This is a genomic window from Bradyrhizobium sp. HKCCYLRH3059, assembly GCF_051168035.1.
Taxonomy (GTDB): Bacteria; Pseudomonadota; Alphaproteobacteria; order Rhizobiales; family Xanthobacteraceae; genus Bradyrhizobium.
Window position 1 is genome coordinate 146824 of the sequence record NZ_JBNPUF010000012.1, and the last position, 13537, is coordinate 160360.

Annotated in this window: 14 protein-coding genes, 1 tRNA gene and 1 pseudogene; 4 read left to right on the forward strand and 12 right to left on the reverse strand. The window is 65.0% G+C overall.

What is annotated here, in order from left to right:
- The first annotated feature begins 25 nt into the window (after positions 1–25).
- Positions 26–505: an Lrp/AsnC family transcriptional regulator gene (locus ACQR13_RS29790; RefSeq protein ID WP_015664493.1), complete on the forward strand. Its 480-nt coding sequence runs from the start codon at positions 26–28 to the stop codon at positions 503–505.
- Positions 506–566: 61 nt separating this feature from the next.
- On the opposite strand, the gene ACQR13_RS29795 is transcribed toward ACQR13_RS29790, so the two are convergent.
- The 5 genes from ACQR13_RS29795 to ACQR13_RS29815 all read right to left on the reverse strand — a co-directional run bounded on the left by ACQR13_RS29795 (position 567) and on the right by ACQR13_RS29815 (position 6499).
- Entirely contained in the window at positions 567–971 is a 405-nt protein-coding gene (locus ACQR13_RS29795; protein WP_315717520.1) for a DoxX family protein, read from the reverse strand.
- Between the two features lie 255 nt (positions 972–1226).
- Complete coding sequence (gene greA / locus ACQR13_RS29800) at positions 1227–1703, reverse strand: transcription elongation factor GreA (protein WP_315717519.1); 477 nt, start codon at positions 1701–1703, stop codon at positions 1227–1229.
- Positions 1704–1910: 207 nt separating this feature from the next.
- Positions 1911–5375, reverse strand: a complete 3465-nt coding sequence (carB, locus tag ACQR13_RS29805; protein ID WP_315717518.1) for a carbamoyl-phosphate synthase large subunit — start codon at positions 5373–5375, stop codon at positions 1911–1913.
- Positions 5376–5610: 235 nt separating this feature from the next.
- Positions 5611–5687, reverse strand: a tRNA-OTHER gene (locus ACQR13_RS29810).
- Positions 5688–5794: 107 nt separating this feature from the next.
- The gene (locus ACQR13_RS29815) at positions 5795–6499 is read right to left on the reverse strand and encodes a class I SAM-dependent methyltransferase (protein ID WP_315754623.1); all 705 of its coding nucleotides are present in this window, start codon (positions 6497–6499) and stop codon (positions 5795–5797) included.
- 108 nt (positions 6500–6607) lie between these two features.
- Between ACQR13_RS29815 and ACQR13_RS29820 the strand changes: the two genes are divergently transcribed.
- A complete protein-coding gene (locus tag ACQR13_RS29820; RefSeq protein ID WP_315717516.1) occupies positions 6608–7135 on the forward strand; it encodes a Dps family protein in 528 nt (175 codons plus the stop codon).
- 95 nt (positions 7136–7230) lie between these two features.
- On the opposite strand, the gene ACQR13_RS29825 is transcribed toward ACQR13_RS29820, so the two are convergent.
- The 4 genes from ACQR13_RS29825 to ACQR13_RS29840 all read right to left on the reverse strand — a co-directional run bounded on the left by ACQR13_RS29825 (position 7231) and on the right by ACQR13_RS29840 (position 10117).
- Positions 7231–8025, reverse strand: a complete 795-nt coding sequence (locus ACQR13_RS29825; protein ID WP_315754621.1) for a sulfite exporter TauE/SafE family protein — start codon at positions 8023–8025, stop codon at positions 7231–7233.
- Positions 8026–8129: 104 nt separating this feature from the next.
- On the reverse strand, positions 8130–9023 hold the full coding sequence (locus ACQR13_RS29830; protein ID WP_315754619.1) for an MBL fold metallo-hydrolase: 894 nt from the start codon (positions 9021–9023) through the stop codon (positions 8130–8132).
- An 11-nt stretch (positions 9024–9034) separates the two neighbouring features.
- Positions 9035–9487 (reverse strand): DUF6691 family protein, encoded by a 453-nt coding sequence (locus ACQR13_RS29835; protein ID WP_315754617.1) that lies wholly within the window; start codon positions 9485–9487, stop codon positions 9035–9037.
- A 6-nt stretch (positions 9488–9493) separates the two neighbouring features.
- A complete protein-coding gene (locus ACQR13_RS29840) occupies positions 9494–10117 on the reverse strand; it encodes a YeeE/YedE family protein (protein ID WP_316202646.1) in 624 nt (207 codons plus the stop codon).
- Here ACQR13_RS29840 and ACQR13_RS29845 point away from each other — a divergent pair.
- Positions 10005–10331 (forward strand): ArsR/SmtB family transcription factor, encoded by a 327-nt coding sequence (locus ACQR13_RS29845; protein WP_315717511.1) that lies wholly within the window; start codon positions 10005–10007, stop codon positions 10329–10331. The genes ACQR13_RS29840 and ACQR13_RS29845 overlap by 113 nt on opposite strands.
- On the opposite strand, the gene ACQR13_RS29850 is transcribed toward ACQR13_RS29845, so the two are convergent.
- The 3 genes and pseudogenes from ACQR13_RS29850 to carA all read right to left on the reverse strand — a co-directional run bounded on the left by ACQR13_RS29850 (position 10332) and on the right by carA (position 12775).
- Positions 10332–10874, reverse strand: coding sequence for a cupin domain-containing protein (locus ACQR13_RS29850; RefSeq protein WP_315826723.1), 543 nt, complete (start codon positions 10872–10874; stop codon positions 10332–10334).
- Positions 10875–10940: 66 nt separating this feature from the next.
- Positions 10941–11431, reverse strand: a pseudogene (locus ACQR13_RS29855) (PaaI family thioesterase).
- A gap of 147 nt (positions 11432–11578) precedes the next feature.
- Positions 11579–12775, reverse strand: coding sequence for a glutamine-hydrolyzing carbamoyl-phosphate synthase small subunit (gene carA, locus ACQR13_RS29860; RefSeq protein ID WP_315754612.1), 1197 nt, complete (start codon positions 12773–12775; stop codon positions 11579–11581).
- Positions 12776–12956: 181 nt separating this feature from the next.
- On the opposite strand from carA, the gene ACQR13_RS29865 reads away from it, so the two are divergent.
- Positions 12957–13412 carry a GatB/YqeY domain-containing protein gene (locus tag ACQR13_RS29865; protein ID WP_315717508.1) on the forward strand — a complete coding sequence of 152 codons (456 nt, stop codon included), beginning with the start codon at positions 12957–12959 and terminating at the stop codon, positions 13410–13412.
- Positions 13413–13537: the final 125 nt, after the last annotated feature.

Consider the following 13537-nt stretch of genomic DNA (forward strand, 5'->3'; position numbering starts at 1 on the left):
TGTTCCGCCAGAGCCCACAATCCCCGTGTCCAAGAATCTTGATGAGATCGATCTCAAAATCCTGAGCGAAATTCAGGCCGACGGCAGGATCACCAATGTCGAGCTCGCCAAGCGGGTCGGCATCTCGCCGCCGCCTTGCTTGCGCCGCGTGCGGACCCTGGAGGAGGAAGGCTACATCACCGGCTACCGGGGCCTGCTCGACCCGCGCAAGCTCGGCTTCGACGTGACCGTGTTCGCCTCGGTCCACCTGTCGAGCCAGGCGGACGCCGACCTGAAGGCGTTCGAAGAGTTCGTGCGGTCCGAGCCGCTGGTGCGGGAATGCTGGATGCTGTCCGGCGAGGTGGACTTCATCCTGAAATGCGTGGCGCCGGACATGGCGACGTTTCAGGAGTTCGTGACCCACCTGACGGCGGCACCTCACGTGCGCAACGTGCGAACGTCCCTGGTGCTGCACAACTCGAAATACGAGGCGGCGGTGCCGCTCGAGGTCAAGGGACGCAGCTAGGCCCACCGCCATTCCGGGGTCGCCTCGTTCGAGGCGCCCCGGAATGACTGTGAGTGAAAGCCTACGCCTTCTTACGCAGCATCGCGTCGAGGCTGATCGGACCCCCGCCGGCCGTCGCCAGATAAAGGCATGAGAAGCAGAATGCGATTGCCGCGGTGCCGTTGTTCAGGAGCGGCAGCCACACCGGCTCACCTGTCTTGAACATGTGACCGAGGAAATAGGCGAAGGCCATCTGACCCGACAGAATGAACGCGACGGGCCGCGTGAGCAGACCCACCATCAGCAATCCGCCCAGCACGAGCTCGATCAGGCCGGCCGTATAGATGAGCGGCGGAATGTTTGCGAAATACGGAAGCACTGGAAACTTGAAGATCTTCGCCACGCCGTATTGAAACAACAACAGACCCGTGACGAAGCGAAACAGGCTGAGTACAGCCGGTTGCCATTTCGAGAACATCTGCTCCATGTCGATCATCCCCCAATCAAAGCCATCATGATGCGACGGACCGGACCCATCCTCCCGGCACGGCTCGTCGGTTCTGCACTAGCTCATTCCCGAAAGCCCGTCACCGGCGTGTGGCCTGGAGCCCGATGAATTGACCGTGTGCTGCCGAACGCCATTGTGCCGCAGTGCGGCCGGCCAAACGACGAAGGGCCGCGCCTTCGCGCAGCCCTGGTTTCGTCCGAACGGTTACAGGCACCGCTCCGGTGCCTCGGGTCCTCAGCGCCACTCGACCTTGGCGATCTCGTAGGACTTGGCGCCGCCGGGCGCCATGACCTCGACGGTAGTGCCCATCTTCTTGCCGATCAGCGCGCGCGCCAGCGGCGAGGTGATCGAGATCTTGCCCTTCTTGGCGTCCGCCTCGACCTCGCCGACGATCTGCCAGACCGTCTTCTTCTCGGTGTCCTCGTCGATCAGGGTCACCGTCGCGCCGAACTTGATCGTGTCGCCGGAGAGCTTGGTCACATCAATGATGTCGGCGCGCGCGAGCTTGTCCTCGAGCTCGGCGATGCGGCCCTCGTTGTGAGACTGCTCTTCCTTGGCGGCGTGATATTCCGCGTTCTCGGACAGGTCGCCATGCGAACGCGCTTCCGCGATATGTTCGATGATGCGCGGACGGTCCACCGATTGGCGCTGCTTGAGCTCGTTCTCCAACGCGGCGTAGCCCATCGAAGTCATGGGAACCTTTTCCACCATCTCTTCTCGTCCTTCAGTCGTGCGGGCGGGGGCGCGCACGATCAGCATCTTCAGAATAGGCCTTTGCGGCTCAAAGCAAAGCCTCAAGGCCCGGCAAGACCGTCCCGTCAAAGGCCGGTACAACATCGAACGGGGCGGCGAGTTCCTGAAAGCTTCTATTGCCGATTGTTGCCAACCGCTTAGCGGGCGTTCGCCCGCACGCTGCGATTAGTTTTCGGAAAAGTAACTCTGCAGGGTGCGGACCTCAAGGTCTCCCCCGAGATAGGCACGGATGCCTTGCGCGGCCGCCACGGCACCCGAAAGAGTGGTGTAATACGGCACTTTATGCAAGAGGGCAGCGCGCCGCAGCGAGCGGCTGTCGGCCAGCGCCTGCGGGCCTTCGGTGGTGTTGAAGACCAGCTGGATGTCGCCGTTGGTGATGGCGTCCACGATGTGCGGCCGGCCTTCCAGCACCTTGTTGATCTTCTCGGTCGGCACGCCCTGGTCGGTCAGGAAGCGCTGGGTCCCGGAAGTCGCTACCACCTTGAAGCCGAGTTCGTGCAGCATCCGCACCACCTCGGTGATGCGCGCCTTGTCGCTTTCACGCACCGACACGAACACCGTTCCTTTGCGCGGCACGCGTGTGCCGCCCCCGAGCTGGCTCTTGGCGAACGCCACGGCGAACGAGCGGTCGATGCCCATCACCTCGCCGGTGGAGCGCATCTCCGGGCCGAGCACGGTGTCGACGCCGGGGAAGCGGGCGAACGGGAAGACCGATTCCTTCACCCCGACATGCTTGAGCGCGCGCTTGGTCAGCCCGAAATCGGCGAGCTTCTCGCCCGCCATGATCCGGGCCGCGATCTTGGCGACCGGCGTGCCGACCACCTTGGCGACGAAGGGCACCGTGCGCGAGGCGCGCGGATTGACCTCGAGCACGTAGATCGTGCCGTCCTTGATCGCATATTGCACGTTCATCAGGCCGACGACGTCGAGCCCGAGCGCCAGCTCGCGGGTCTGCCGCTCAAGCTCGGCGATGGTCGCCTCGTCGAGCGAATGCGGCGGCAGCGAGCAGGCGGAATCGCCGGAATGGATGCCAGCCTCCTCGATGTGCTCCATGATGCCGACGATGAAGGTGTCCTTGCCGTCGGAAAGGCAGTCCACATCGATCTCGGTGGCGTCCGACAGGTAGCGGTCGAACAGCAGCGGGTTCTTGCCCAGCACCGTGTTGATCTGGCCGGTCTTGTCGTTGGGATAGCGCGCCTTGACGTCGGCCGGCACCAGCTCCGGCAGGGTGCCGAGCAGGTAGTCGCTGAGCTGGTTGTCCTCGCGGATGATCTGCATCGCGCGGCCGCCGAGCACATAGGATGGGCGCACCACCAGCGGCAGGCCGAGATCGGCCGCCACCAGGCGCGCCTGCTCGACCGAATAGGCGATGCCGTTCTTCGGCTGCTTCAGATGCAGCTTGTCGAGGATGCGCTTGAAGCGGTCGCGGTCCTCGGCCAGGTCGATGGCTTCCGGCGAGGTGCCGAGGATCGGTACCTCGGCGGCTTCGAGCGCGCGCGCGAGCTTCAGCGGCGTCTGGCCGCCGAACTGCACGATGACGCCATGCACGGTGCCGTTCTTGCGCTCGGTGGCGATGATCTCGAGCACGTCCTCGGCCGTCAGCGGCTCGAAATACAGCCGGTCGGCGGTGTCGTAGTCGGTCGAGACCGTCTCCGGATTGCAGTTGACCATGATGGTCTCGTAGCCGGCATCGGCCAGCGCGAAACAGGCATGGCAGCAGCAATAGTCGAACTCGATGCCCTGGCCGATCCGGTTCGGGCCGCCGCCGAGAATGATCACCTTCTTCTTGTCCGACGGCGCGCTCTCGTCGCCGAGAGCGCCGGCAAACGGCGTCTCATAGCTCGAATACATGTAGGCGGTCGGCGAAGCGAACTCCGCTGCGCAGGTGTCGATTCGCTTGAACGCCGGACGGACGCCGAGCGCCTGCCGCTTGGCGGCGACCTCGGCTTCGGTGGTGTTGGCGAGCACCGCGAGCCGCGCGTCGGAGAAGCCCATCGCCTTCAGCGTGCGCATGCCGCTGGCATTCGGCGGCAGGCCATGACGGCGAACCTTGTCCTCCATCTCGACGATGCCGCGCATCTGCGCCAGGAACCACGGATCGATCTTGCAGGAGTTGAAGATGTCCTCGTCCGACCAGCCGAGGCGCATCGCCTGCGCCACCTGGAGCAGGCGGTTCGGGGTCGGCGTGCCCAGGGCGGCGCGGATCGCATTCTTGTCATCGCCGCGGCCGAGCCCCTCGATGTCGATCTCGTCGAGGCCGGTGAGGCCCGTCTCCAGGCCGCGCAGCGCCTTTTGCAGGCTTTCCTGGAAGGTGCGGCCGATCGCCATGACTTCGCCGACCGACTTCATCGAGGTCGTCAAGGTGGTCGAGGCGCCCGGGAATTTCTCGAAGGCAAAGCGGGGGATCTTGGTGACGACGTAGTCGATCGTCGGCTCGAACGAGGCCGGGGTCGCGCCGCCGGTGATGTCGTTGGCGATCTCGTCCAGCGTGTAGCCGACCGCGAGCTTGGCCGCGACCTTGGCGATCGGGAAGCCGGTCGCCTTGGAGGCCAAGGCCGAGGAGCGCGACACGCGCGGATTCATCTCGATCACGACCATGCGGCCGTCGGCCGGGTTGACGCCGAACTGCACGTTGGAGCCGCCGGTCTCGACGCCGATCTCGCGCAGCACCGCCAGCGAGGCGTCGCGCATGATCTGATATTCCTTGTCGGTCAGCGTCAACGCCGGCGCCACCGTGATCGAGTCGCCGGTGTGCACGCCCATCGGATCGAGGTTCTCGATCGAGCAGACGATGATGCAGTTGTCGTGTTTGTCGCGGACGACCTCCATCTCGTACTCCTTCCACCCGAGCACCGATTCCTCGATCAGCACTTCGTTGGTGGGGGAGGCATCGAGACCGCGCTCGATGATGTCGAGATATTCTTCCTTGTTGTAGGCGATGCCGCCGCCGGTGCCGCCCATGGTGAAGGAGGGACGGATAATCGCGGGCAGGCCGATCTCGGACAGCGCCATCAGCGCCTGTCCCAGCGCATGCTCCTGATAGCGCTTGCGGCGCTCGTTCTCGCCGAGCGTCCATTGCCGGTCGAGCTCGTCGCGCGCGGCGCCCGACAGCGTCTCGCGCTCGGCCAAGTATTTGTCGCGATACTGCTTCTTCAGCGCCGACGCATTGGCGAGCCGCGACTTCGGCGTCTGCAGCCCGATCTTCTCCATCGCATTGCGGAACAGCTGGCGGTCCTCGGCCTTGTCGATCGCGTCAGCCGTCGCGCCGATCATTTCGACGTCGAACTTCTCCAGTGTCCCCTGCCGGCGCAGCGACAGCGCGCAGTTCAGCGCGGTCTGCCCGCCCATGGTCGGCAGCAGTGCGAAGCCGCCGGGGATGACGTGGCGTTCCTTCTCGATGATCTTGGCGACGATCTCCGGCGTGATCGGCTCGATATAGGTCGCATCGGCCAATTCCGGATCGGTCATGATCGTGGCCGGATTGGAATTGACGAGGACGACGCGATAGCCCTCCTCCTTCAGCGCCTTCACCGCCTGCGTACCGGAATAGTCGAATTCGCAGGCCTGGCCGATCACGATCGGACCGGCGCCAATGATCAGGATGGTCGAGATGTCGGTTCGTTTCGGCATTCAAGCTCACGGGCAAGAAACGGGCAGGAATTGGGCACAAAAAAAGGGCGCGCGTGCCGCGCGTCCCCGAAGGCCAAGGCGCGACCATTGCTCGCGCGCGAGCGGTCTTTAGACCAGTTTCCTCTGAGCGAAAAGGGTTTTGGGCCGAAATCAACGGCCAATTTGGCCGAAGAGGGTCTGAGGGGCGCGGCGCCGTCGCTGGCTCGCCGAGCCGAAGCTGCGCGGCAGCGACGGCTGGAGGCCCGGCCTGGACTTGAACCAGGTTCAAGAGCGTTGCACCGCTCTTCGCGTCGTAGCTTCCGCCACCGGGCCGGGGGTGATCTTACCTCTCACGGCCGCGTGAGCCAGCCCGTGTTTCAGTTAACCCTAATCCGGTTGCTCGATGTTGGGCCACCGCGTGGGCTGGTCGGGTCGGCCGGTCACACGGTTCCCATTGCCGGCTGCGCCACGAAGGTCATGCGCCAGGGATTGTGGCCGATATTCTTCGGCGCCCGGACGGCAGTGAGGCCGGCCTTCTTCAGCCGTGCCAGGATCTCGGCCTCGCTGTAGCGCTGCAGGCCGACCTTGGTCCGCAACTGCCGGTAATCGGACAGGGCAGTGGCGACCAGCCCGACCAGGGCATCCTTGAGGAAGCCGTCCCGCGCCGCGAACATCAGCAGCGCGAGCACGTCACGGCCCATGCCGACGTCCGGACGCAGGACGTCGCCGAGGACGAACTTTCCCGACGGCTTCAGCAGCCGCTTGATCACGGCCAGGGCTGCATCGAATTCCGCCTCGCTCATGTACTGGGCCACGGAGTTCATGACCACGAGGTCGATCGAGCCTTCCTGCATGTTGCGCAGCTCGTCCAGCGACCGCACGCGGATCTTGGTGTTGGGGGCGAAGCGCGCGATCAGCCGGCCGCGCACGCCCGGCGCCGGCTCGGCCAGGATGAGCGTCATGCAGGCGTCGGCGACCTTCGCGGCCGACAGGGCCTCTCCGCAGGAATAGTCGAGAACGACCGCGTCGGGCGAGGGAATATAGCCGACGATGTCGCGCGCGATCCCCTCGAAGTGCAGGTCGCGATGCAGCTTGCTCGCATAGATCGTGTGCGTGGAATCGTAATAATCGATCCAGTCGTCCATGGCGGGTTCCGGCAAACACAGTTCCTTGATCGGAACTGGAGGGGTCAGCGAGCGTTAACGGGTCCGATCATCCGTGTCCATCGCTGCTTCTAACAGGAAGGCCAAGCCGTGAGTAAAGCAAAGACCGACAAGACCGCCCCCGAGCTCGATACCCCGACCGATCTGTCCCCGGATGCCGTGAACAAGATCTCGACGGCATTGAACACGCTGCTTGCGGACGCCTTTGCGCTCTATCTGAAGACCAAGAACTTCCACTGGCACGTCAGCGGACGGCATTTCCATGACTACCACGAGATGCTCGACGAGCAGTCGGACGCGATCTTTGCCACCACGGACCAGCTCGCCGAGCGCGTGCGCAAGCTCGGTGGCACCACGCTGAAATCGATCAGCCAGATCAGCAAGCTGCAGACCATCAAGGACAACAACGAGGAGTATGTGCCGCCGCGCGAGATGTTGCGGGAGTTGATGGAGGACAACAAGCACGTCGCGGCTGCGATGCGGAAAGCGCACGGGCTGTGCGACGACAATGACGATCCCGCCACCGCGGGATTGCTGGAGACCTTCATCGACGAGACCGAGCGCCGCACTTGGTTCTTGTTCGAAGCCAGCCGCCAGGAAGGCAGCAACGCGGCATAGGCGGGCCCGCGTCGAGTTGAGGTCCCGGGCGCGCTGCGAGGACGTGGCGCGCCGGTCCGGCCTCGATGCCGGCCTCCGGCTCATACCATGCCAGGCTATGCGGAGTGGCCGAGTGCCGACCAGCTCCGATAGATCATGTAAGCTGCCACCACGAACACCACCGTGGCAAACAGCTTGTTCAAGGTGCCGCGTGTACCGGACAGGCGAGCCGCCAGCTTCGCACCGACCAGGCCACCGGCGATGCCGGCGACGAGAAAGGTCGCCGCCAGCGCCCAGTCGACCAGTCCCGACAGCGCGTAGTTTGCTGCGGTCGTCAGTCCGAACGCCGTGACGGACACGAGCGAGGAGCCGATCGCGTAGAGGATCGGCATGCCCGTCGCAAACATCAGAGCCGGAACGATCAGGAAGCCGCCGCCGATGCCGAAGAAGCCGGACAGTGTTCCCGTGCCGAAACCGAATGCCAATAGCGGCAGCAGATTGTCGCGCGAAAGCTTGACGTCCAGCTGGCTGTTCGTGCCGCGCCTGCGCAGCATCAACAGGCCGATCACGATCATGACCAGGGCGAACAGCAGCAGCAGCTTCTGACCGTCGACCATCTTGCCGAGCGTCGAGCCAGCGAAGGCGCCGACCACGCCCGTTGCAGCAAACACCAGCGCGCAAGGCCATTTGACGTTCCCGGAGCCGGCATGATTGGCGAGATTGGCCGCCGCGTTGATCGCCACGGCGACCGCGCTCGTGCCGATCGCGACGTGGGGATTGCCGACGCCGACCAGATACACCATGAGCGGCACGGCCAGCACCGATCCGCCCCCGCCGATCAGGCCGAGCGTGAATCCGACGAAAGAGCCGGACAGCGAGCCGAGCGCAAGCTGGGCAGCGGACAAGGTCATCCTGCGATGCTCCGGAGTGGCGTGCCGCGCCGGTGCCCGGCCGTTGCCAAATGGGAAAGCCGAGCCGCGACGTCTGCCGCGTGGTCGGTGGGGCGAGGGGTGCCCTAGAGTGCGTTGAGCGGGACTTTCAGGAAGCGCCGGCCGTCCTGATCGGGCGTCGGCAGCCGTCCCGCCTTCATGTTCACCTGCAGGGAGGGGATGATCAGCTTGGGCATGTCCAAGGTGCGGTCGCGCGCCTCGCGGGCGGCGACGAACTGATCCTCGGTGATGCCGTCGCGGACGTGGATGTTGTGCGCGCGCTGCTCGGCCACCGTCGTTTCCCAGCGGATGTCGCGGCCGTTTGGACCGTAGTCGTGGCACATGAACAGCCGCGTCGCGTCAGGCAGCTCCAGCACCCGGCGGATCGAGCGATACAGCGTGCGGGCATCGCCGCCAGGAAAGTCGGCGCGTGCCGAGCCGCCGTCCGGCATGAATAGCGTGTCGCCGACGAAGGCGGCGTCTCCGATCACATGAGTCATGCAGGCCGGCGTGTGCCCCGGCGTATGCATGGCGAAGGCGGTGATTGCGCCGATCCGGTAGGTGTCGCCATCATGGAACAGGCGGTCGAACTGGCTGCCGTCGCGCTGAAACTCGGTGCCTTCGTTGAAGATCTTGCCGAACGTCTCCTGCACCATCCTGATGTTGGCGCCGATGCCGATCCTGCCGCCCAGCCTTGACTGGATGTAGGGCGCCGCCGACAGATGATCGGCATGGACATGGGTCTCGATCAGCCAGTCCAGTTGCCAGCCGCGATCCTCGATCAGGCGAATGATCTCGTCGGCCGAATGCGGCGCGATGCGCCCCGATGCATAGTCGATGTCCATGACCGAATCGATCACCGCGCAGGCCCGCGAGTCTGGGTCCTTGACCACATAGCTGACGGTGTTGGTGGCGCGATCGAAGAACGGTGTGACCTCGGGTTTCACTGACAGGTCGACCGGATGTGGAATGCCGGACATTCAAGCCTCCCTCATTCTGAAGCGACTGCGGCGAGCGAGGGCCGGCGGCTCGCGAGCATGCGGGCTGCGGCCATTCCGATCATCATGGCCGTGACGAACAGGACGATGGCAGGCGAGCCGTAGCCGAGCGCCACGAAGGCCGGGCCCGGGCAGATGCCGGCGAGGCCCCAGCCGATGCCGAAGATCGCAGGGCCGGTTGCGATCCGCCAATCCAGCGTCTGCGAGGATGGCAGGTGGAATTGCTCACCGAGGACGGGACGCCGGCGCCGGAAAACCAGTCGGAAGCCGGCGAAGCTGACCCCCACCGCTCCAGCCATCACGAGGATCAGGCTCGGATCCCAGCCGCCGAAGCGGATCGCCGCGAAATCGAGGAAGTTGAGCACCTTCTCTGGATTGGACATGCCGGAGAGCAGCAGCCCGAGTCCGAAGATGAGGCCGACGGTGAACTGGACGAAAATGATCATGGTGCCTCACAGCACGTGGCGAACGAGGAAGGTGGTCACGACCGCGGTGGCCATGAACACCAGCGTGGCGACGATCGAGCGCGGCGACAGGCTGGCGATGCCGCAGACGCCATGACCCGAGGTGCAGCCGTTGCCCCAGACCGCCCCGAAGCCGACCAGCAGCCCGGCTGCAACCATATCGATCGAACCGACCTCCAGCTTCAGCGGCGGCAGGCTCCCGCTGACGATGCGGACTGCAAGGGCGGCCGCGACCAGCCCTCCTATGAAGGCGAGCCGGCCAGCGAGCGCACCGTCCCAGGGCGGCAACAGCCGCGCGGCAATGCCGCTGACGCCGGCAATACGGCCGGTCAGGCCCATCAGCATGACGGCTGCAGCGCCGATGAGGGCGCCGCCTGCGAGCGCCGTGACCGCTGTATACTCCGTGATCATATCGTCCTTGATTCCCTCGTCGGGGGCATGTTGCAATCGGCTGTCATGTGCATTATTGCATATATACGAAAATGAAGAAGTAACAATCATGACAACACAGGCCAGGCGCAAAACCCGTGAGGCCATGGTGGCGGCGCTCGACGACAAGGCGGAGGAGGCGGCGGGCCTGCTCGCTGCCATGGCGAATTCGAAGCGCCTCATGGTGCTCTGCAACCTCATCGACGGCGAGCGCGCGGTCGGCGATCTCGCCGAACAGGTCGGGTTGCGACAGGCGGCGCTGTCTCAGCATCTCGCGAAGATGCGCGCGCTCGATCTCGTCGCCACCCGGCGCGATGGCCAGACCATCTACTATCGGCTGGCGAGCCGGGAGGTCCGCGAGATCCTGCAGACGCTGTATCGGCTGTATTGCGCCTGATCAGCGCGCCTGGTGCCACAGGCGCGTGAGCGGGCCGCCCGCGCCGAGCACAGGATCGGTCGCGGGCAGCGGCACCTCCGGAATGGTTTTCGATGCGCGGGCGTGGTTCTCCGGCGTCGGCCGCGTGATCTGCATCTTCGGTCCGGGCGGATAGGCGCCGACGATGCAGAAATCGCTGCTGGCAGCGATGCATTGATGTCCAGTGCCGGCCGGCAGGATGGCGACGTCGCCCGGCCTGAGCTCCAGCTCCCGGCCCTGATCGCCGCCGAAGCGGACCCGCGCCGTTCCGCCGGCGACACCCAGCGCCTCATGCACGGTCGCGTGATAGTGCAGATAGTCGTAGACGCCGTTGCGCCACATGTCGCCCCAGCCATTGGCGGCGAACACGCGCTCGATGTCGGCCGCCGGATCGGCGCCACCCAGATCGATGACGGCCTTGTAGACCAGGAACGGCATCGGATTATTGGGCACCAGGCCGTCATCCGCGAACACGATGCTGAGCGGTTCGATCGACTTGACGCGGGGCGAGGGGGCGGCAGGCATGGCGACCTCGGAACAAAGGATGGGGCCTCGCCCTATCAATCGGCCTGCGCGGCCGCCGTTCCAGGCTCACGCCTTGGGCAGCTCGAGCACCGGGCAAGTCGTGGTGGCGTGCGCCAGCAGGCGCCCTTGCGAATCGGCGATGCGTGCCTCGGCGGTCGCGGCGCGGCGTCCGAACGACAGCGTCCTGCCCTCCGTTCTCACGATGCCGGTGGTCTCGGTCATTGCCTTGATGAAGGAGACCTTGAATTCCCGCGTGGTGTAACCGCTGCCCTGCGGGCACATCGTGGGACGGCGAGCCCCATCGCGGAATCCAGCAGGATCGCGGTGTAGCCGCCATGCACCGAGCAGATCGGATTGTAGTGCCGCAAGGCCGGCACGCTGTGCATGACGACCCGGCCGGGCTCGGCGCTGCAGTCGAACGGCGCGACGGTCTGCATGATCGGCGGCTGCGGCAAGGTCCCGGCGAAGATGCCGCGCACGAAATCGAGCCCGGGCATCGAGGCCAGTACCGCCAGGGGCACCACGCCGAATTCAGCGCGCGAATCCGTCTCGCTCATATTGTCGATCTACAATATATGATGATCATCATATGAATGCGGTGCGAAAAGATCGAGGGCAAAACAGATGCCGGCGATCACAAGATTGCGGACAGAAAAATGCCCGGGACCAGCCCGGGCATGTCGAGTGTCGTCAAGCTGCCGACCTCAGGCTGCGCTGCGCTTCTTCTCGCGCATCAGCTCGGCGAAGCGCTGAAAGAGGTAATGCGAGTCGCGCGGGCCGGGCGAAGCTTCCGGGTGGTACTGCACCGAGAACACCGGTTTGCCCTCGAGCTGGATGCCGCAATTCGAGCCGTCGAACAGCGAGATGTGGGTCTGCGTCGCGCCCGATGGCAACGTGTCCTGGTCGACCGCGAAGCCATGGTTCATCGAGGTGATCTCGACCTTGCCAGTGGTCTCGTCCTTGACCGGATGGTTGGCGCCGTGATGGCCCTGGTGCATCTTCTTGGTCTTGGCGCCGACCGCAAGCCCGAGCATCTGATGGCCGAGGCAGATGCCGAAGGTCGGTGTGCCCGACGAAATCACCTGCTGAATGACCGGCACGGCATATTTACCGGTCGCCGCGGGATCGCCGGGTCCGTTCGACAGGAACACGCCGTCCGGCTTCATCGCCAGGATGTCCTCGGCCGGCGTCGTCGCCGGCACCACCGTCACCTTGCAGCCGACGCCGGCGAGCAGGCGCAGGATGTTGCGCTTGATGCCGTAGTCGATCGCGACGACGTTGAACTCCGGATTGACCTGTCGGCCGAAGCCCTCGTTCCACACCCAGGGGGTCTCGTCCCAGGTGAAGCGCTGGGCGGAGGTCACCATCGGCACGAGGTCCATGCCCTCCAGGCCGGGCCATTCCCGCGCTTCCTTCTTCAGGGCGTCGAGGTCGAAATTGCCGTCCTTGGCATGCGCGATCACGGCGTTCGGCATGCCCTTGGAGCGGATCAGCGCGGTCAGCGCCCGGGTGTCGATGCCGGACAGCCCGATGATTCCGCGCGCACGCAGCCACTGGTCGAGATGGCGGGTGGCGCGGTAGTTCGACGGATCGGTGATCGCGGTGCGCAGGATCACCCCGCGTGCGCCCGGCGTCGCCGCCATGTTCACCGTCTCGATATCCTCGTCGTTGGTGCCGACATTGCCGATATGCGGGAAGGTGAAGGTGATGAGCTGGCCGGCATAGGACGGATCCGTCAGGATCTCCTCATAGCCGGTCATGGCGGTGTTGAAGCAGACCTCGCCCACGGCGTGGCCTTCGGCGCCGAGGCCGTAGCCTTCCAGCACCGTGCCGTCGGCGAGCACGAGGAGCGCGGTCGGTTTATGGTCCGGCCAGGCGGCGTCAGTATCGATGTGTGTCATGAGGCCCCTACATAGTGCCCCAGGCGCGCGGCGTCAAAGCGGGAAGCGGCCGATTCACATGCGATTTCGGTCAATTCGGCCGGAGTTTCGAGGCATCCGACCGGAACGGATGCGGAACCGTGTTGTTTCGGGTGGGCGAACCGCCTAGACCAGCGCCAATGGATTTTGAGAGGGCGAGAGCATGCTGCGCGACGACATCAACAATGCGGTCAAGGAGGCGATGAAGGCCAAGGACGAGCGCAAGCTGTCCACCCTTCGCATGGTGAACTCGACCTTGAAGAACGCCGACATCGCCGCGCGCGGCGAAGGCAAGCCGCCCTTGACCGACGCCGACGTGCTCGCGGTGCTGCAGAAGATGATCAAGCAGCGTCAGGAGTCGGTCGAGCTGTATGAAAAGGGCGGCCGCGCTGAGCTCGCCGCCGGCGAGCGCGAGGAGATCGCGGTCATCTCGGCCTATCTGCCGAAGCAGATGAGCGACGACGAGGTGAAGACCGCCATCTCCGCTGCAGTCGCCGAGACCGGCGCCGCCGGCATGAAGGACATGGGCAAGGTGATCGCCGTGCTGAAGGCCAAGTACACCGGGCAGATGGATTTCGCCAAGGCGAGCGCGCTGGTGAAGGCGGCGCTGTCGGGCTAGGCCGCGCGACGCGAAGCGCCCATGCATCCCCACATCGTCATGCCCGGGCTTGTCCCGGGCATCCACGTCTTTAAGACTGTCATCAAGAAGAAAGACGTGGATGGCCGGGCCTTCGCCGCGCCGAA

Bases quoted from the DNA above. Each gene is read 5' to 3' on its own strand.
- carB (WP_315717518.1), bottom strand. From the start codon at position 5,375: ATGCCGAAACGAACCGACATCTCGACCATCCTGATCATTGGCGCCGGT.
- ACQR13_RS29830 (WP_315754619.1), bottom strand. From the start codon at position 9,023: ATGTCCGGCATTCCACATCCGGTCGACCTGTCAGTGAAACCCGAGGTC.
- ACQR13_RS29845 (WP_315717511.1), top strand. From the start codon at position 10,005: ATGACAACACAGGCCAGGCGCAAAACCCGTGAGGCCATGGTGGCGGCG.
- ACQR13_RS29850 (WP_315826723.1), bottom strand. From the start codon at position 10,874: ATGCCTGCCGCCCCCTCGCCCCGCGTCAAGTCGATCGAACCGCTCAGC.
- ACQR13_RS29865 (WP_315717508.1), top strand. From the start codon at position 12,957: ATGCTGCGCGACGACATCAACAATGCGGTCAAGGAGGCGATGAAGGCC.
- greA (WP_315717519.1), bottom strand. From the start codon at position 1,703: ATGGTGGAAAAGGTTCCCATGACTTCGATGGGCTACGCCGCGTTGGAG.
- ACQR13_RS29825 (WP_315754621.1), bottom strand. From the start codon at position 8,025: ATGACCTTGTCCGCTGCCCAGCTTGCGCTCGGCTCGCTGTCCGGCTCT.
- ACQR13_RS29835 (WP_315754617.1), bottom strand. From the start codon at position 9,487: ATGATCATTTTCGTCCAGTTCACCGTCGGCCTCATCTTCGGACTCGGG.
- ACQR13_RS29815 (WP_315754623.1), bottom strand. From the start codon at position 6,499: ATGGACGACTGGATCGATTATTACGATTCCACGCACACGATCTATGCG.
- ACQR13_RS29795 (WP_315717520.1), bottom strand. From the start codon at position 971: ATGGAGCAGATGTTCTCGAAATGGCAACCGGCTGTACTCAGCCTGTTT.
- carA (WP_315754612.1), bottom strand. From the start codon at position 12,775: ATGACACACATCGATACTGACGCCGCCTGGCCGGACCATAAACCGACC.
- ACQR13_RS29840 (WP_316202646.1), bottom strand. From the start codon at position 10,117: ATGAGGCGCTTCGAATTCGCCATGGCAGCGAGCAGGCCCGCCGCCTCC.